The organism is Dysgonomonas sp. PF1-14 (genome assembly GCF_029892965.1).
GTDB lineage: Bacteria > Bacteroidota > Bacteroidia > Bacteroidales > Dysgonomonadaceae > Dysgonomonas.
Genome location: NZ_JARXWN010000012.1, coordinates 41,876 through 58,433 on the forward strand (window position 1 = coordinate 41,876; position 16,558 = coordinate 58,433).

Consider the following 16,558-nt stretch of genomic DNA (forward strand, 5'->3'; position numbering starts at 1 on the left):
AGACTTCCGGCCTATGTGTTGAACAGTTTTGGATTGAACAAAGGTGTTGATTATCTTTATAAGGTTTCAAGATAATGTAAAATCTTTATCTATAATATAATCAGGATTTAAAAGGAGGAATGAAGCATATGTAAAGGAAATAAAAGTAACGAAGAATCAAAACAATGCAAATTCATTACATTCGTTACATTTTAGTTAAAATATGAGGGACAGGATTAAAGATATAATCAGAAAAATGAAACTTAAGATCAAGATAATCATAGTGTTAGTCTCTGTTTTTGCTGTTTGGGTAATCCTCATCCAGTTTCAGACATATAGCTATCCTTCTGCGAGTGATATAGACAAGCGACTTAATTACCTTGAGCGTGTAATTAATGAGCCTTTGACATCCGATTCGGAAATAGCGAAGATAGGTAATGAAAGCAGCTATGAATTTATGCTCTTTTCTTATTCATATTCTGTGTATGCACTGACCAATCTGGCTGTAAAAGATCCGGCATATAAAGAGCGTGTGATTCCATTGATAAAGGAGTGCATAGATAAGGCACAGCAATGGCGCGTTTATGAGCCTTACGGCATTGATGAAGAATTGGCGGGTCTGGATTCCATACCTGATTATTCCGTCTTGTATCTGGGACATCTCAATCTGATGATGGGCTGTTACAGGCTGTTGTCCGATGATAGTATATTCAATGATTTGAATGATAAAATCTCCGAATCGTTGTTTCACCGTTACAATAAAACAAGCTTTCTCAATCTCGAATCTTATCCTTCTGCGATCTGGATACCCGACAATACGGTGGCAATGGTCTCCCTCAAGCTGCATAGCTTCAATTCTGGCAGCGTTTTCGGCGCGATATGCAGTAAGTGGTCAGAATACGCAAAAACTCATTATACGGACGCAAAAACGGGTGTTTTGTATTCGACAGTTGATGCCGCTACGGGAAGGGCAGGAGAGGAGCCGCGCGGATCTATGCTTGGCTGGAGTGTTATGTTTATTTATCAGTTCGATAGCGAATATGCGATAGAGCTTTACAATAACTATAAGAAGCATTTCAGTTGGGATTTTCTTATATTCAGGCTTTTTAAAGAACGGCATGGTAACTTTGAAACAGGTTTGGGGGATATAGATTCGGGGCCTTTGTTTTTGGGATACAGTATTCCTGCGAATGAATTTGCGTTAGGTGGTTCTGTCGTAGCAGGTGATTTCAAGACAGCACGAAAGATTGAGCGGCTGATAAACTTCGGGACTTCTAAAACAGAAAAGAATAATGAGTTGAAATACGATGTGAGGTTTATAGACATGAATATCAGCCCTATGGCTGAGGCATTGGTGTTGAATTCACTGACTATTACCAATTGGATAGATGATAAATGACAGGGGAGTGGTGGCTAAAGTCTGTCATCTTTATAAGGTTTTAGTTATAATCGTTTCACGCAAAGACGCAAAGACGCAAAGAAAGAATACTTGTTGCAATTCGAATGGCGAAGTCACTTTTAACTATAAAATGATTGTTTACTGATGACTGTTAACTGCTAACTGAAAAATGTGTTACCTTTGCTTCGCTTTCGCTTCGGCGATCGTTGATTGTAACTTTTTAGTTAAAATAATATCAGATGCCTGAAAGAGATATATCGTTATTGGTAAGCAGATATAAACAAGCGCATGAGGCGGGGAGGAATCCCTATTTCGATGCAGATGAATTCAGTGATTTGGCTGAGTATTATGATTCGATAGAGGATCTGGATACTGCACGCGAGATTATCGATGCCGGACTGGCTATTCATCCCGGCAATACTTCTTTGCTTGTGAAAAAGGGCAAACTGGCGGTTTACGATGGCGATTACGAGCAGGCATTGACACTGTTGCAATCGTCTTTGGAATACGATTTCGATCTTTATCTGCTTCGTATCGAGTGCTATCTTCAGCTCGAGGATTATGTGAAGGCATACGAATTGTCGGAGCAACTCCTCGAAAAGGAGGATAATGAGTCACTCGATAATGTGCTTGCCGAACTGGGCTTTCTGCATGTCGAAGCAGACCGCTTCAGAGAAGCGATCCTGTATTTTGAAGAAAGCCTGAAATATAATGCTGAAAATATAGAGGTATTGTCCGATCTGGCTTATGCTTATGAAATGACCGGTGATTTTGAGGCTGCTATCAGTACAACGAATAAGATACTGGATATAGAGCCTTACACGTACGAGGCATGGGTGAATCTGGGAAAGCTATATTCGTTGCAGGAAGAGTTCGAAAAGGCTATAGATGCGTTCGATTTTGCGCTTACTATAAACGATTCGGATACTAATGTGCTGAAGTTGAAAGCACATTGCCTGTCTTTGTCGGATAGGGTAGAGGAGGCTATCGAAATATTCAACGAATTATTACTTGGCGATATGGACGATGCAACTCTTTATCTTCTGCTGGCGGAATGCTATCAGGCACTGGAGATGTATGACGAGGCATTGGCTAACCTGGATATATATAAAGAGATAGAAGGAGAGACGGACGAATTGCTTTCGAAGCAGGCATATATTTTTATACAAAAAGAGGATTATCCGGCTGCATTATCTGTGGTCGAAGGTGCTTTGCCGGGTAATCCTGATTCGGTAGATCTGAACCTGATAGCAGGAGAGATTGCTCTCAGAAGAGAGCGCTACGAAGAGGCTAAGAGTTACCTTATGGCTATTTATCCTGAGAATGAGGATAATTTTCAGCTACTCGACAGATTGGCTATAGTCAATATTAAGGAAGAGGATTATAAGGAAGCGGCATTTTATACGGAAAGATTATTAGATCTGGATCCGAATAATCTGGCTGTGAAGCAACGTTTGGCACTTCTTTATTTCGAGACAGGGGATGAGGAGCATTTCAATATTGTGCTCGATCAGTTTACCGATAAGGAGCTCTTGTCACTGTTCGAGCTTATTTATACGCCGCGATCGCAGGGGTATTTTGACAGGGATATGCTGGTTTCTTACCTGAACAGGGCTCGTGAAGCCAGAACTTTGTTTAAAAATCTGAAATACTGATACGTTTATATAATGTATTTATAATCAGAAATATATATCTTTATTAAGCTCTGTAATGAGTATAAAATCTGAGTGCTGATACTAATTTTTACTATTATTTGTTTGGATAATAAATAAATTAAACTACCTTTGCACTCGCTTTATTAAAGCAATAGGGAGATTCCGTAGCTCAGCAGGTAGAGCACATCACTTTTAATGATGGGGTCCTGGGTTCGAGCCCCAGCGGGATCACAAGACAAAAGGACAGAAAAGACAGTCCGATGTCAATAAAAAGACAAAAACTCTCGTAATCAGTAGATTGCGAGAGTTTTTTTATTATCCTTCTTCTGTAAAAAAGACTTCCATAGACTTAATGATGTCAAATTCGGACAAAGATTCGTTACCTATTCGTTACCCAAAATTACCAAGACAAAAATGGTAACGATTTAACAAATAAGTCCCTGATTTGTCGCGCATTGTCTACAATTTGTCTGTAACAAACAGTACACTACAAAGTATTTTTACAAACAAAAATTTATTGATTATGAAAACAACTTTTAGAGTACTTTTCTATTTAAGAAAAAACAGACTGAATGGTAATCGTATGGCTCCAATAATGGTAAGAATTACGATTAATGGAGAGATGAGCCAGTTTAATTCTAAATTATCTGTATTACCTGAACAATGGGACACCAAACTTGGTCGATGTTCAAGCCGTGCAGCGGATGCATTGAATCTCAACAGGACTTTGGATAGCATAAAAGTTAGGATGGAGGAAATTTATCAGGAACAACTAAAAGAAAAGGGGTACGTTTGCCCAGAATCAATTAAAAATATATTATTAGGATTAGGTACAGCAAGAGCAAAATCTTTTATTGAATATTTTACAGAGCACAATGACCATTACAAACTAAAGGTTGGAAAAACAACTTCTCAAAAAACTTATAGCCGTTATGAATTAACAAAAAATAAATTGCAGGAGTTTATGAGAGTAAAATATAATATTACTGATGTTATGCCGACAGATATAAATTCTATATTTATAGAAAGTTTTTATTTATACTTAATGGAGCATAGTTGTAATAATAACACAGCTATGAAATTCGTTCAACGTCTCAGGACTGTTTTTGATTTTGCTATTAATTCGGGCGCTGAGATTAAAATTAATCCATTTGCTCAATTTAAATTCAAGTATGATAAAGTGAGCCGCGAGGTTTTGACACAAGAAGAAATTGATACTATATACAAAAAGGAATTTACCTCTAAGCGACTAACTCAGGTAAGGGATTTATTTATCTTCTGCTGCTACACCGGATTGGCTTATACCGACGCATGTAAATTAACAGCAGCTAATATTCGCAAATCGTTTGATGGCAATCTATGGGTTATAACTAAAAGGACAAAGACCAAAGTAGATTCTAATATAATGTTACTTGATATCCCAATCCAAATAATTGATAAATATACAGGAAAAGATAAAGACGGAAAACTGATACCAAGCTGCTCCAATCAAAAAATGAATGAATACCTGAAAGAAATTGCTGAAATTTGCGGTATTGAAAAAGCAATATCGACTCACATAGCGCGGCACACATTCGCCACGACAGTTACCTTGGCCAATGGTGTCCCTATTGAAAGCGTCTCAAAAATGTTAGGTCATAACAGCATAAGGACTACTCAAATTTATGCCAAAGTATTAGATATGAAAGTCAGTCAGGATATGAGTAATCTAGCTTTGAAGCTCAATCGAAAAAAACAATATAAAGAAAAAGTGTCATAAACTAAAAATCCCTCTAATCTGGTCAAATGCATTATTGATAGCAGATTAGAGGGTTCTCTTTTTTATTTTTTAGAATCTTCGATAGATATTCTTCTAAATTCTTTCAAAGCCTTCTCTATTTCAAGCGACACTTTACGCGCACGTTGGCCTGCTGCTTTGTTCCCGGTTTCGATTTGTGATTCAACATCTTTCGCAAATGCTTCAAAGTTTGTTTTTAATGTTTCTACTAAATTTTTCATTCTTTTCTTGTCATTTTTATGAGGGAACAAAGATAATAATTATCACAAATCTTCGTCATCATCTTTCTCTAAATCCAGTACAACTTCTTTTAGAATAGAGTCAAACAAAACACTTAGCTCTTTATTCAAGACTAAAATATCCCCCTCTCCAAAAGCCATGTTCTTGCAGATATATTTCAGAATTTCATCTTTGTCTTTTTCTGTCGGCAATTCGTTTACTGAAAAAATGAAATCGCGAATATCTTCTTCTATTGCCGATTCAATATCTCCTTTTGCAAACTCATCAAATTCAGAAAAACTCAATTTTTCTTGCCAATCTTCGAAATCATTATCATCGTTCTCCTCTGGATCAGATTGACTTCGGCTCATATTCAAAACCATTTGGGCAAAATCCATCGCTTCCGGATATTTCTTATTTTTCGACATCTTTTCAAGAAATTCCCAATCTTGTCTGGAACGGGGATATTCTCCGGCAATCCGGTCTATTTGGCTTATATATTGTAACTCGTTCTTTCGTTCCTGTGGTAAAGCTGCACATTCCTTACAGATATGTTTTGCATGTCCTTTGCCACTAAACCGTTCGTTAGCCTTGTATTCACCACAAATCCGACAATAGTGTCCTTGACGCTTTTTCTTTTTGGCCATTTTCATTATTCTTAAGTAAGATATAAAGATAATACAATACAATGTATCCTGCGACCCTTTCCTTCATTCGTTATATCATTTGTAATTCGAATACGCACTATTATAGCCTATTCTAAAATTACATGATAACCTACTATTACGAAAACAGTCTCGGATAACAAACTAAGAGTAGCTTCTTTCAGGCTACACTTGAGTAGGAGTTATTCATTGTCTTGGTATTGATATGCTGCGATAGCATAATTATTAATATTATCCACTATCTAACGATGCCCTTTTCCGTTTCTTCCATAACTATTTTCCAGTTGAAATCCAAACAAAAAGGATAATTATATTTTAGTTAATTTTTTATTTATATCTTTATGTCAGGATGTTAAGAGGAAACGGGCTCTGCTGGAGAGCAACCTGTCAGCAATAAGCATCCTGACGGTACGCGGTAACGCTATCTTGGGAGGCAGATTTACTGCCTCTTTTTTGTTACCGATACTGTCTATATAGCTTGAAAAACTCAATAAAAATCCTTCGGTAAACAGACTTTCCATAGCGGTCAGCTACTGCCGCAAGTTCCACATTAGTTTACAAAGGCGAGAGGAGCAAACTCCACGAAGCGGACTTCAAAGCCGCAATAGTTATGTAGTATTCTCTCCCGAAAATCCGTCTACCGGAAGGACTGTTGCTCTATGATACGATGCCATTGACATATTCCGTCCTGCGTTTCAATACAAAAAATAAGCGATTCACTAACTTACGAGCCACCTTCACGATCGCCTTGCTCGGAATCATCCTCTTACAGTTCTCCATATAAAACAAGCTCATCGCTGGATCTTGCCGGATGGCCACCCAAGCCGTCTCTATCAGGTTGCTACGCATGATGGCATGTTTACGCACCGTTATATCGCCTGTTCCGTCTTTCTCTCCGCTCGAATTACACATTGGTATCATGCCGATATAAGCAGCTAGTTGCTCAGCATTCTCAAATCGTGAAATATCGCATATTTCTGACAGAAACGTCATCCCTGTAGCCTGGCCTACACCTGGAATGGTCATGATTAACCGTAACGACTCGCGAAATTGTTCCGTATTGCCCAACTCCCGCAAGGCTCGCGTCATCTCTAATTTCTGTTTACGCAATTCCTCCAGATGTCTGATCTGGATGTCAAGTGCACGACGACCGCTCGGCGTTAGCATAGACACGTCTTTTAACCAGGCTATGAATCGTTTCGACCAGCGAGAGTGCGGTTCGATATACTCTAATGGAATCTCAACACCTAAGTAGCGTAACTGCGATTTGATTCGGTTCTTCTGCCGTGTCATATCTTTCGTTATTGAATTTTTCAATCTTATCAAAGAACGCATTTCCAGAGCTACGCTATTCGGAGTGTATATACCTTTCAGCTCTCCCGCTCGAAGGCTCCGGGCCAACTTGCCGCTATCTACTAAATCGGTCTTACGCAGTTTTTCACTGTTCTTGGTTGGTACATCGGCGGGATTCACCACGATATTGTTGATTCCCAATGCTGTCAGTCTTTCATGTATCCAAAACCCGCAAAATCCAGCCTCGTAAACCGAGTGATAGCTTGCCCCGGGATAATTTGTCACTAGAAATTTGTACAATGCTTCCGGCTGTGGAATCTGACTAAATTTTTTTAAGACCAAGATATCGGACAAAACTGTCACCGACCAACTCTTCAAATGGACATCTATGCCTACATAGATATTCTGTCCGTTGAAATCTAATACTTTCCTTTGTGCTGTTTTCATATAAGTTATATATTTTGAGGTTATTATGTTTTTATATAATCAAAATTAACCAAAAACGTATAACTTATTTTTTTTACGTCACTTCCTTTCCCGATTCAAACATAGGTACTCCACAGTTGGCAAGGAGCCCTCCTTGTTCGGTCTATTGTTCATTAGAGCAAAGGTATGATAGTGTTTCAGTCATTCATATTCAGAGCCTACCGGTTTTCACAGAAATCTTCCTCTTTCCCTTTGGGCGAGCGTATTTCTGCAAAAAAACATGCCTGTCTGAAAGCACAATACCTTTTGTTGCTCTATGAAACAAAAACGACCGACCTGACGGATGACGCATGAAAAAAAATGTCATAGTTATGAGAAACGGAAAAAACATATTGAAACAAAACTCCCTCCCCTCCGGAATCATCATAAAATTGGGTTCGAGGGTTGCAGTTGTGGCTCTGTGCCTGTGGGGTATTTCACAAGTGAGTATAAATTCATCTGTGGTTATCGGTCTTATACTTTGTTATGGGGGTATCTGTCTTGTGTTTAAGATAGTCAACTTTATCATTCGGATTATACTCTCCCTTCTTTCTATTGCCATTATCACATCACTTATCCTATTAATCATCTTTTAAACCCTACTGCCATGACAAAATTATATTTTGAGATAGTCGATTATTCCGAAAAGGCTATTGCCCTGTTTAGAGATACCAAGCCTATCAAAGACCTATTATCCGCTATGGGTGGAAAGTTTAATCCCCGATTGACTTATAATGACATCAAGAAAGCAGGATGGATATTTCAAAAGAGTAAGCGTAAGGAACTACAAAACATTATCAACCTAAGTCAATAGAGAATAATAAATAAAAATATAACAAGGGGCAGAAACTCCTACTCCACAAATTCAAAGTAAAAATGAAAAAGCAGAAATTTGAAGATTTTTTAAATGGGTTGTTCGCACATGAGGATTCGTTTGCAGAAGCAGGATTGTATGTTGCTCAATATTTCAATCTAAAGGAATATGAAGAAATCTTTTTTACATATCAACAACGAGAAAATGCTGGCGAAGACATAAGTGAGAATGAAGTAGAAGAAATATACAATCAAATGCTAAAATATATACAATGGCGATATCCATTCCGCTACCGCAAGATGGATAAGTATATAGAGGAAAATTATTAATATTAATTATCACAATTATGAAATCAACAACCATATTCACAAGAACCATCCTGACCTATTTGGAGAAACGAGCAGAAACAGATGCCCTGTTTGCCGAATCATTCGCAAAAACAGATAAAAATATAGACGACTGCATTACATATATTCTGAATACTGTACAGAAAAGCGGATGTGCAGGTTTTGCAGACATTGAAATCCAGTCAATGGCAGTTCATTACTATACAGAGGATACTATAGAAATCGGTAAACCAATGGATAACTGCCATATAACGGTTAACCATGTGGTGGAACTTACCGAAGAAGAAAAAGAACAGGCTCGCAAAGATGCTATCCAAAAGGCACAGAACGATGCCTATAACAAAATGATGCAGCCCAAGAAAAAGACTGCAACCAAACAAACAACAGAGATTAAACAACTAACCCTATTTTGACCTATGAAACCGAAAACTAAATTTCAAAAACAGATAGTAGCAGCAAGTAAGAAACTGCCTAAAATAACGGATGCACAAATTAAATGGGCATATAAGAACTGCATAGAGCATATCGGACAAAAGACAGCCAAAGGAGTTATCACTTGCTTAGAATGTAACCACTCATGGACAGATAAAGAAAACAAGGCAGAGCATTGTAATTGCCCGAACTGTAAGACCAAGCTAAAGATTGAAGAAACACGCAAGCGTTCATTTTTAGACTATGAGTATTTGTGTATTATTACCACTTGCGAAGGCTTCCAAGTCCTGCGCTTCGTCTATGTGGAATGTAAGATGAAGAAAGGAGAAGAACCCCGATATTTCAATATGGAAGTCGTACAACGCTGGATTGCCCCAAATGGCAAATATGCTACTATGGCTAAACTTCGTCCTATGGGATTCTTCCGCCAGGATTGGCTTTGGTGGAGTGATTTAGAAATACGTCCCGAAAGGTCATTATACAACATTACCCCGACAGAAATATACCCACGCCAGAAGTTAATACCCGAAGTCAAGAGAAGCGGATATAACAAGCAGTTCTATGACCTTACTCCCTTTGATGTGTTCAGTTTCCTTTTAGGCAACAACAAAGCAGAAACCCTGCTTAAAACAGGACAGGCAGAACTATTCAGATACTTTGCCTATAATACCCGAAAGGATATAAGCGACTATTGGGCATCTATCCGCATCTGTATGCGCAATGGATATAAGATTCAAAATATAAGTGAATGGTGCGACTATATCGATCTGCTCCGCTTTTTTGGAAAAGACCTGCATAATGCCAAGTATGTTTGCCCGAAGAACCTGAAGAAAGAGCATGACAGGTATGTAAAGAAGAAAAGGGAACATTCCGAACAGCAACGCAGGGAAGAAAAGAGAAAGAAAGCATTAGAGAGTGAAAACTTATTCCATGAAATGAAATCGAAATTCTTCGGTATCGAATTTACAGACGGATTCATCCATATCCGTGTATTGGAGAGTGTAGATGAGATTGTGCAGGAAGGGGACTTCATGAAGCACTGCTTATTCACGAATGATTACCACTTAAAACCCGATTCTCTTATTCTTTCAGCCTATACGGATGATAAGAAACTGGAAACTATTGAACTGTCCCTGTCAAAACTCAAGGTACTTCAATGTCAGGGTGTATGTAATCAGAATACGGAATATCATAATCAGATATTGAAACTTGTAAATAAGAATATGCCACTCATTCAGAAACGATTGGCAGCATAATATCAACCATAAACAATTATAGACATGAAACTCAATAAAATAGCAATTATGTACAAGGGTGTACTACATTTCCTTAATCGAGTAACAGACGAAAGCAAGCATTATCAAATAGCTTTTGATGCCGACAGGTGGAGCATCCGTTTCTATCTGTTACAGAACGGTCAAATACGAATAATCATAAATAAGTCTATCAAAAAGAGTGAAACCGAGTATCATACCCATTTCTGCTATGATTGTTATTGTACACTCGACAAGAATGGTTTATTCCTCGATGACGTTCACGACCCTGCTACTTGCAGAAAGATAAAGAATCCGACCAAATGGTTTACCATTGAGCCGATGTTAAGAGATATTCACAGCCAACTGAAAGAAGAATTGGAAGCCCTGCATCCATTCGACCTGATACACGATATAAGGGATTTGGAACACTTCATCTACCGAAAGATGAAAGAATACGGAACAATAGAATATATAGTAAACAACTCCCTGCGCTTCGGTATCGGTGAAAATGCTTATACCACAAGCGAAGAAGCATTGAAAGCGAAAGCAAAAGAACCGCTTGTATTACTGAACCTGTTCAACGGCTATCATGTAATCTCACAAGACACTATCATTTTTTTTCTGTATTGGCTCATAGACAGAGACAGGCATTTAACTATTTCCGATACTGGGCGAAGTAAAACAGTCTTCACAACCTCTAAGTGACAGATTATTAATCAGATTTATAACAACTAATTATCAATGTCATGTCACAGGAAAGTATGGAAGATTGGATGCAGGATGCTAAAGACCTTGCAAAGGTGGAACGGGAACTAAAGATAGAACATTGGGTATATATCACTTTCGAGGTAAGAGACGAAAACCGAAGTCGGGAAGTATTGCATATAATCGACCTTCCCCGTGCCATGTTGGACCGTTGGCGGTGGGTGATCGAATGGCGCAGGGCAAAACTTGTATGTAAATACCCACGAAAAAAGATAATGGTATATCATTGTGCATATGATAAGCGAACAGGATTACAGACGGGATTTGACTTCCTCTTGTCAAAAGTGGCTTCGGCAAAGGCGCAGATAACAAAAGTGGAACGGAGAATAGCGGAATATACCGATTATATGACACATAACGATTTGTTCTTCAATCCCGAAACGGATGAACGATTACTTAAAGCTAACGCTAAGTTGGAGCAGAAAAAGAAAAACTATAATGAAGCATATGCCATTTTGCAGGCTGAAGTCGAAAAACATAAAAACAACAAGGATATGTATAAATTATTTGTAGGATTCAAGAAGTTAGGCGAGTTCAAAACCATATCGGAAGCTAAGCAGTTTGCAGATAATTGTGGAGAAACAGGTGTATTTAATCTGATTGGAGATAAGTACAGGGACAGCTGGTATGTATTTCCGGATTTCAAAGAAAAGAACAAACCTAAAGATGCGGACTGATTTTCAGTCCGTTTCTTTTTTCGGTGAGCCTGAGCGGACAAAAAAGGTACTGTTTTAAAAAGCAAATAAAAATGCAATTATTTTTTATCTTTGTTTTTGACGAAGGAAAACTCCAACCGATAATTGGACGGAAGTTTATCTTGTGCAGGCAGTTGATTTGTTCAATTGCCTGTTTTTTTCGGGCTATTGCCCGAAGACGAAGGAAAAACTTAACCTCCATTCCCGGATGTTTATATTATCGCCAAACATACTTCATTCTTCTTCCATAATGTATACATCAATAATAATAGTTTACGCTGTATAGCGACAATTCCAATTTTCTTATATGGTTTTTCCTTTATAATGCGCTGATAATCTTCTTTTAGAGCTAAGTTATGCATTGAAGCGACTATTGCAGGGAAATAAAGAGCACTCCTGATCCGTCTGTTGCCTTTCTTGGAGATACGCGATTTTCCCCTTACACTCGTACCCGATTGTTTTTCGACGACATCCAATCCCGCATAACTAGCGAGCTGTTTTCTGCCTGTGAATAGAGCAAAGCCCTGTGTTTCAGCAAGGATTATTGCTATTGTAATAGTGCTGACTCCTTTTATCGTTTCAAGTTTTCTGACTTTATCTGCGACTTCGGAATCCTCATTTATCGTTTCTCGTATCTGACGTTCACATTCAATTATTTGTAACTCTATTGTCTGAAATATTTTTTGATGGGACTTTATTACAAAGTCTTCGCAAAATTCACTGTGCGATGAAGCTTCCAGATAATTAGAAACAGCCACTTTTTGTTCTTTTAATTCTTGTAAATAGCGCGTCAAGGAACGAAGTTTTTGATAGATAGGCCTGGGTGGTATCCACGCATCCAGACTTTGCTCAACTCCCATTCGAGCTATAACTTTAGCGTCAACCGCATCAGTCTTTGTTTTTACATTCAAGCTCTTAGCATAATATTTTACTTTATTAGGCAAGATTATCGATAGGTTGAATTTGAGCTTGTAGAGATGAACCGCCAAAGATTCATGGTATACACCCGTGGCTTCCATGGTAAAGGAAACAGGTATATGCGAGAATGTAAATTTTCGAGTCCACTTAATGAGCTGGTTCAAACCGGTTTTGTTGTTGTCAAATTTTACTGGATTCCCATAATTGAGGCTTCCACAGGTATCTTCTGTACAAAGGCAAGCCACAAATGTCTTCTTTGATACATCTATACCAATGTTTTGTCTTATAATCTCAGCTCTCGTTTCCATACTCTAAATTATTTAGTGGCTGGTGGTTCTTCATCATCTTTTCTCTTATTTTACACAAGCTTACAAATGTAGCCTTAAGTACTGTCCAGATTCTAAAGAAACACAAAATGGAAAGCGGACATTTTCTTTTTCACGATATGGAAATCCTATCTATAACAAAACTATCTCGCAGTCCTTAGCCTATTTGTCTAGCCAAGCTACAACAAATACCTCAAAACTTAGCTCTGGATATAGATTTATACAGGACAGTCCTACCTGTAACAAAAGCGTCTCACTTCCATTCTGCTAAACTCTTAATATACTTTTACAAATGTAAGAGAAACAAAAAACCGAGAGCAAATATTCCATATTTATAACTATTTTTACAAAACAGTAATTCAGTATTTATGTGGTCTGATTGGGAAGAACAAATAAAGCATCACCCCAAAGTAAAAGCCAGCGTGTTGTGGGAATATGACCTTTCCCGTTTTGATTGGCAATATATGCGGGCTTTAGTAGTCGAACGTGTCATTCTAAGAGGTTGGGACGAAGACTATTATGCCATTTTCGCTCTTTATGGAGGATTGGATGGCGTAAGATTGATAGTTCGGGATGAAGTTTTGAATCTTTCCAATAAAGAAATTTCTTTTGTCTGTGCTGTTTTTAATCTAAGAAAAGAAGAACTGAAATGTTATAAGCACAAATTGGACAGGCAAAATTTATAACAGTAAATTTATCAGGAAACAGGATGAATAGTAAGGTGAAATTAGAAAAATGGAAGATTGCCCAAAAGCGTCACCGCCTATCCGACAAGCAGGTGCAAATGGCTCGTGAATTAGGATTTAATCCTGATAAATTAGGGAAACTGGATAATCATAAGCAGGAAACTTGGAAGACACCCTTACCGCAGCATATAGAAAATTTATACTACAAACGTTTCGGTAAAGAAATGCCGGATATTATTAAATCCATAGCCCAATTACTGAAAGAGGATAAAGTCAAAAAGGAAAAGCAGAAGAAAGAAAAAGACCGGAAACGAAAAGCCAGACTTCTGGAAGACAGCTCTACAACTGATGATAACGGAATTATTGATAATCCCGTAGCAGAGATTACTTTCGGCAAAAAAATTAAGTATAATGATATACAACCGAAAGCGAGAGTTATATTGGGGAGTGGCGACACGCATGAAACTATCCTGCAAAAGGAAGCACATATTTTTGACGAAGCTTTTGATTTTTATAAAAAAGAAGGCGTTACCTTATCAGAACTCGGATTTATTCTAAAAAAAATATACCCCAGATACAACCCCCGCCGCTATGGATGCAAAACTTTAGGGTCTATTTACGAAAGACTGGAGAAGTATGAGGTGGTTCTCACTCCAGAAAAAACTTATAACGTTATCCGGAAAAAGGGAAATAATGAAAATTAGCTACAACCGAATAATCTAAATCTGATTATTTATAGCATTCCTGAATTTCATTGGGTTTGCTACAAATCTAAAAGTGTTGGTAACACCACCGGTTGTCACCAGAATTGATCCAAAACCGAGAATACGCCCCATAATTCCTTGATTTATACGTAGTCCTTCACATTTTGTTAAAACTAATTCTAATGCGTCTCTGCTAAAAACACCTGATTTGAGAATAACTCTTTTATTGGTTACGACATACTCTGTCCCCATTTTCAATAAAATCCTTTTGATAAGGCTGATTCCTCCCAGAATCAATAACCCTAACCCTATATAATGCAAAACAGAACTTACTGCGTTAGGATAAAAAATAAACCCCAACAATAACAAAATGATAGGAAATACAAATATATACCAATGTATATTTGCTTTGTACACTATCGTTTCCCCTGTCTGTAAATTATTATTTATGTAGCTCATTATTGATTTTTTGTAAAAAACAAAAATAACGATAATCAAAAAGCCAGGCAAATATTTACCCAGCTTTTTTAACATTTCAATTATTCAATCTCCTCACCGAAAAGTTCAATATCCGTTTTTGCACAGCGAATGCTTATAGCAATACAAACCCATGATATTATCTGATAGGCTGCCATACAGTAATAAACAATATTCATACCTCTTCCTCCTCTCCATTATCATTATTGAACGTAAAGCTCAGAATGTGGCTATTCCCTCTATTATCGAAGAAGTAAATGTCAATCACTTGCTGTTCATCGCACTGGGAAGTATAATAGAACCTAAATGATTCCTTTACCAAATCATAGTAATCATTCGGCAGGAAAGGTTCACTATCATCCATTCTCAGTTCTCCTTTCCCATCAGTCTGAAAATACCGGAAACGATAAGCTGCTTCGTCAAAATATCCGCTTCGTTCCAACTGACAGCGAATCTCGATAGTTTCTCCAATCTTTAGTTTTTTCGGTACAGGCAGGTGAGTAACTTCGAATTCATAGCCTTGCTTAATATCAATATCGTCGCTACAGGCACACGCTATTGCCGCAAGCAATAGCGTAAAGATTATATAAGATGCACATTTTTTCATTTTTATTCTGATTTTAAATTATTTTGTTTTTAGTTATTTACAGAAACAGGAATTTTCCCTTTATCTTATTATTCATAAGTATTTCGGCATTATTCCTGCCATAAGCCACCAGCATCGAACCATTCCGGGGTTGCATACCCTGTGTACCATCCGGTTTATAGAAACGGATACGGTTATACAAAAACTTAATAGCTGTGGCATGAGTCAGTACAATATCGTGAAACCACTTGGCTTCAATCTTAGCAAATACCAAAGCAATACCGTTGTTATGCTCTGCCATTTTAGTCAGGAACTGCTGGATTAAAGGATTGGAATATGGAGGATTGAGCCAAATCCGACCTTTCCATTCCTGTTTTAATCCGTTACCCTTGGCTGTAAATATTTTCTTTGCTGATTGATTTTGGTTATAGGCTTCAATAGATGTAGCCGGGTCCAAATCAAATACTCCCAGAGATTCTATAATCTCTTTTGGCGTGTACCATTCGTCGTTCTCTTTCATAGGCTAATTGATTATTACTTTAAACCCGATTCCTACTTGCGTATGAAACTTATTGATCTCCGAACCGAAGAGTATCCGCTCCCGTGCATTGATAAGCAGGGCGAACCTATCCGACAGGAATGTTTCAATCTCAAATGATACCGCACCACCATATAAGAAATTATCTTCACTGGTAATGGTGGCTCCATCAAATAGTAATTCCTTTCCCCAGTTTACCGTTTCATAGCCTGCCATCGCAGATAGTCCAACAGAAAAGAACAGCGTTTTACTTTTGTCTGAAAGGAAATTCACATAATATCCGCCTTCAGCTGTTATTTGAGATACAGGGATAAGTTTATCTTTATACTCATGTGATTTCTGCATATATTCCGCTCCGAATATCCAACGGTTGCCATTCTTGGTATAAGTCGATAAAGCAAGACCTCCGAAAAATGCTTGTCCGTCTTTCTTTTCCAATGTAAAGCCATCGACAAATCCACCTGTTACCTGTATGCCTTTCTGTCCCGGCAGATAACGTTGAGCGTGAGCCTGCCCAATCAAGGCTAGGCTCAGAGTTATAAATAATATAATCCGCTTCATG

The 16,558-nt window shown here is 37.9% G+C and carries 20 protein-coding genes, 1 tRNA gene and 2 pseudogenes; 14 read left to right on the plus strand and 9 right to left on the minus strand.

Translation table 11 applies throughout. The features are described from left to right. The first annotated feature begins 235 nt into the window (after window positions 1-235). The 4 genes from M2448_RS14145 (at window position 236) to M2448_RS14160 (ending at window position 4,792) form a co-directional block, all read left to right on the plus strand. Entirely contained in the window at window positions 236-1,378 is a 1,143-nt protein-coding gene (locus M2448_RS14145; protein WP_280646983.1) for a hypothetical protein, read from the plus strand. A gap of 239 nt (window positions 1,379-1,617) precedes the next feature. Further along, window positions 1,618-3,033, plus strand: coding sequence for a tetratricopeptide repeat protein (locus M2448_RS14150; protein ID WP_280646984.1), 1,416 nt, complete (start codon window positions 1,618-1,620; stop codon window positions 3,031-3,033). A gap of 158 nt (window positions 3,034-3,191) precedes the next feature. After that, window positions 3,192-3,264, plus strand: a tRNA-Lys gene (locus M2448_RS14155). 292 nt (window positions 3,265-3,556) lie between these two features. Next, entirely contained in the window at window positions 3,557-4,792 is a 1,236-nt protein-coding gene (locus tag M2448_RS14160) for a site-specific integrase (RefSeq protein WP_163305335.1), read from the plus strand. Between the two features lie 62 nt (window positions 4,793-4,854). Here the strand turns inward: M2448_RS14160 and M2448_RS14165 are convergent, their stop codons facing one another. The 4 genes from M2448_RS14165 to M2448_RS14180 all read right to left on the minus strand — a co-directional run bounded on the left by M2448_RS14165 (window position 4,855) and on the right by M2448_RS14180 (window position 7,434). Next, window positions 4,855-5,031: a histone H1 gene (locus M2448_RS14165; protein WP_163305333.1), complete on the minus strand. Its 177-nt coding sequence runs from the start codon at window positions 5,029-5,031 to the stop codon at window positions 4,855-4,857. A gap of 42 nt (window positions 5,032-5,073) precedes the next feature. Then, window positions 5,074-5,676, minus strand: coding sequence for a hypothetical protein (locus M2448_RS14170; protein WP_163305331.1), 603 nt, complete (start codon window positions 5,674-5,676; stop codon window positions 5,074-5,076). A 362-nt stretch (window positions 5,677-6,038) separates the two neighbouring features. After that, window positions 6,039-6,215 (minus strand): hypothetical protein, encoded by a 177-nt coding sequence (locus M2448_RS14175; RefSeq protein WP_280646985.1) that lies wholly within the window; start codon window positions 6,213-6,215, stop codon window positions 6,039-6,041. Between the two features lie 136 nt (window positions 6,216-6,351). After that, window positions 6,352-7,434: an IS110 family transposase gene (locus M2448_RS14180; protein ID WP_163305329.1), complete on the minus strand. Its 1,083-nt coding sequence runs from the start codon at window positions 7,432-7,434 to the stop codon at window positions 6,352-6,354. Window positions 7,435-7,599: 165 nt separating this feature from the next. Between M2448_RS14180 and M2448_RS14185 the strand changes: the two genes are divergently transcribed. The 8 genes and pseudogenes from M2448_RS14185 to M2448_RS14220 all read left to right on the plus strand — a co-directional run bounded on the left by M2448_RS14185 (window position 7,600) and on the right by M2448_RS14220 (window position 11,743). Then, on the plus strand, window positions 7,600-7,767 hold the full coding sequence (locus tag M2448_RS14185; protein ID WP_163305327.1) for a hypothetical protein: 168 nt from the start codon (window positions 7,600-7,602) through the stop codon (window positions 7,765-7,767). A 17-nt stretch (window positions 7,768-7,784) separates the two neighbouring features. Beyond that, window positions 7,785-8,048, plus strand: a complete 264-nt coding sequence (locus tag M2448_RS14190) for a hypothetical protein (protein ID WP_163305325.1) — start codon at window positions 7,785-7,787, stop codon at window positions 8,046-8,048. Window positions 8,049-8,074: 26 nt separating this feature from the next. After that, window positions 8,075-8,266: pseudogene (locus M2448_RS14195) on the plus strand (fusion protein); the annotation flags it as partial. Window positions 8,267-8,328: 62 nt separating this feature from the next. After that, window positions 8,329-8,595 carry a hypothetical protein gene (locus tag M2448_RS14200; RefSeq protein WP_163305323.1) on the plus strand — a complete coding sequence of 89 codons (267 nt, stop codon included), beginning with the start codon at window positions 8,329-8,331 and terminating at the stop codon, window positions 8,593-8,595. A gap of 17 nt (window positions 8,596-8,612) precedes the next feature. Then, window positions 8,613-9,026, plus strand: coding sequence for a PcfK-like family protein (locus M2448_RS14205; protein ID WP_163305321.1), 414 nt, complete (start codon window positions 8,613-8,615; stop codon window positions 9,024-9,026). Window positions 9,027-9,029: 3 nt separating this feature from the next. After that, on the plus strand, window positions 9,030-10,301 hold the full coding sequence (locus M2448_RS14210; protein ID WP_163305319.1) for a PcfJ domain-containing protein: 1,272 nt from the start codon (window positions 9,030-9,032) through the stop codon (window positions 10,299-10,301). A 24-nt stretch (window positions 10,302-10,325) separates the two neighbouring features. After that, window positions 10,326-11,006, plus strand: coding sequence for a hypothetical protein (locus tag M2448_RS14215; RefSeq protein WP_163305317.1), 681 nt, complete (start codon window positions 10,326-10,328; stop codon window positions 11,004-11,006). A 41-nt stretch (window positions 11,007-11,047) separates the two neighbouring features. Next, the gene (locus tag M2448_RS14220; protein WP_163305315.1) at window positions 11,048-11,743 is read left to right on the plus strand and encodes a hypothetical protein; all 696 of its coding nucleotides are present in this window, start codon (window positions 11,048-11,050) and stop codon (window positions 11,741-11,743) included. 230 nt (window positions 11,744-11,973) lie between these two features. On the opposite strand, the gene M2448_RS14225 is transcribed toward M2448_RS14220, so the two are convergent. After that, window positions 11,974-12,987, minus strand: a complete 1,014-nt coding sequence (locus tag M2448_RS14225; RefSeq protein ID WP_163305313.1) for a transposase — start codon at window positions 12,985-12,987, stop codon at window positions 11,974-11,976. A gap of 386 nt (window positions 12,988-13,373) precedes the next feature. Here M2448_RS14225 and M2448_RS14230 point away from each other — a divergent pair, with 386 nt between their 5' ends. Continuing rightward, window positions 13,374-13,691 carry a hypothetical protein gene (locus M2448_RS14230; RefSeq protein ID WP_163305311.1) on the plus strand — a complete coding sequence of 106 codons (318 nt, stop codon included), beginning with the start codon at window positions 13,374-13,376 and terminating at the stop codon, window positions 13,689-13,691. 23 nt (window positions 13,692-13,714) lie between these two features. After that, window positions 13,715-14,017: pseudogene (locus M2448_RS14235) on the plus strand (hypothetical protein); the annotation flags it as partial. Window positions 14,018-14,410: 393 nt separating this feature from the next. Here M2448_RS14235 and M2448_RS14245 read toward each other — a convergent pair. The 4 genes from M2448_RS14245 to M2448_RS14260 form a co-directional block, all read right to left on the minus strand. After that, window positions 14,411-14,854 (minus strand): PH domain-containing protein, encoded by a 444-nt coding sequence (locus M2448_RS14245; RefSeq protein WP_163305355.1) that lies wholly within the window; start codon window positions 14,852-14,854, stop codon window positions 14,411-14,413. 193 nt (window positions 14,855-15,047) lie between these two features. Next, window positions 15,048-15,479 carry a TraQ conjugal transfer family protein gene (locus tag M2448_RS14250; RefSeq protein WP_163305307.1) on the minus strand — a complete coding sequence of 144 codons (432 nt, stop codon included), beginning with the start codon at window positions 15,477-15,479 and terminating at the stop codon, window positions 15,048-15,050. A 37-nt stretch (window positions 15,480-15,516) separates the two neighbouring features. Then, window positions 15,517-15,978 (minus strand): DNA N-6-adenine-methyltransferase, encoded by a 462-nt coding sequence (locus tag M2448_RS14255; protein WP_163305305.1) that lies wholly within the window; start codon window positions 15,976-15,978, stop codon window positions 15,517-15,519. Window positions 15,979-15,981: 3 nt separating this feature from the next. After that, entirely contained in the window at window positions 15,982-16,557 is a 576-nt protein-coding gene (locus M2448_RS14260) for a conjugal transfer protein TraO (protein ID WP_163305303.1), read from the minus strand. Window position 16,558 lies beyond the last annotated feature (1 nt).

Excerpts from the sequence above, each read along its gene's own strand:
- M2448_RS14145 (WP_280646983.1), top strand. The coding sequence starts at position 236 with ATGAAACTTAAGATCAAGATAATCATAGTGTTAGTCTCTGTTTTTGCT.
- M2448_RS14150 (WP_280646984.1), top strand. The coding sequence starts at position 1,618 with ATGCCTGAAAGAGATATATCGTTATTGGTAAGCAGATATAAACAAGCG.
- M2448_RS14160 (WP_163305335.1), top strand. The coding sequence starts at position 3,557 with ATGAAAACAACTTTTAGAGTACTTTTCTATTTAAGAAAAAACAGACTG.
- M2448_RS14165 (WP_163305333.1), bottom strand. The coding sequence starts at position 5,031 with ATGAAAAATTTAGTAGAAACATTAAAAACAAACTTTGAAGCATTTGCG.
- M2448_RS14170 (WP_163305331.1), bottom strand. The coding sequence starts at position 5,676 with ATGGCCAAAAAGAAAAAGCGTCAAGGACACTATTGTCGGATTTGTGGT.
- M2448_RS14175 (WP_280646985.1), bottom strand. The coding sequence starts at position 6,215 with ATGGAAAGTCTGTTTACCGAAGGATTTTTATTGAGTTTTTCAAGCTAT.
- M2448_RS14180 (WP_163305329.1), bottom strand. The coding sequence starts at position 7,434 with ATGAAAACAGCACAAAGGAAAGTATTAGATTTCAACGGACAGAATATC.
- M2448_RS14185 (WP_163305327.1), top strand. The coding sequence starts at position 7,600 with ATGATAGTGTTTCAGTCATTCATATTCAGAGCCTACCGGTTTTCACAG.
- M2448_RS14190 (WP_163305325.1), top strand. The coding sequence starts at position 7,785 with ATGAGAAACGGAAAAAACATATTGAAACAAAACTCCCTCCCCTCCGGA.
- M2448_RS14200 (WP_163305323.1), top strand. The coding sequence starts at position 8,329 with ATGAAAAAGCAGAAATTTGAAGATTTTTTAAATGGGTTGTTCGCACAT.
- M2448_RS14205 (WP_163305321.1), top strand. The coding sequence starts at position 8,613 with ATGAAATCAACAACCATATTCACAAGAACCATCCTGACCTATTTGGAG.
- M2448_RS14210 (WP_163305319.1), top strand. The coding sequence starts at position 9,030 with ATGAAACCGAAAACTAAATTTCAAAAACAGATAGTAGCAGCAAGTAAG.
- M2448_RS14215 (WP_163305317.1), top strand. The coding sequence starts at position 10,326 with ATGAAACTCAATAAAATAGCAATTATGTACAAGGGTGTACTACATTTC.
- M2448_RS14220 (WP_163305315.1), top strand. The coding sequence starts at position 11,048 with ATGTCACAGGAAAGTATGGAAGATTGGATGCAGGATGCTAAAGACCTT.
- M2448_RS14225 (WP_163305313.1), bottom strand. The coding sequence starts at position 12,987 with ATGGAAACGAGAGCTGAGATTATAAGACAAAACATTGGTATAGATGTA.
- M2448_RS14230 (WP_163305311.1), top strand. The coding sequence starts at position 13,374 with ATGTGGTCTGATTGGGAAGAACAAATAAAGCATCACCCCAAAGTAAAA.
- M2448_RS14245 (WP_163305355.1), bottom strand. The coding sequence starts at position 14,854 with ATGAGCTACATAAATAATAATTTACAGACAGGGGAAACGATAGTGTAC.
- M2448_RS14250 (WP_163305307.1), bottom strand. The coding sequence starts at position 15,479 with ATGAAAAAATGTGCATCTTATATAATCTTTACGCTATTGCTTGCGGCA.
- M2448_RS14255 (WP_163305305.1), bottom strand. The coding sequence starts at position 15,978 with ATGAAAGAGAACGACGAATGGTACACGCCAAAAGAGATTATAGAATCT.
- M2448_RS14260 (WP_163305303.1), bottom strand. The coding sequence starts at position 16,557 with ATGAAGCGGATTATATTATTTATAACTCTGAGCCTAGCCTTGATTGGG.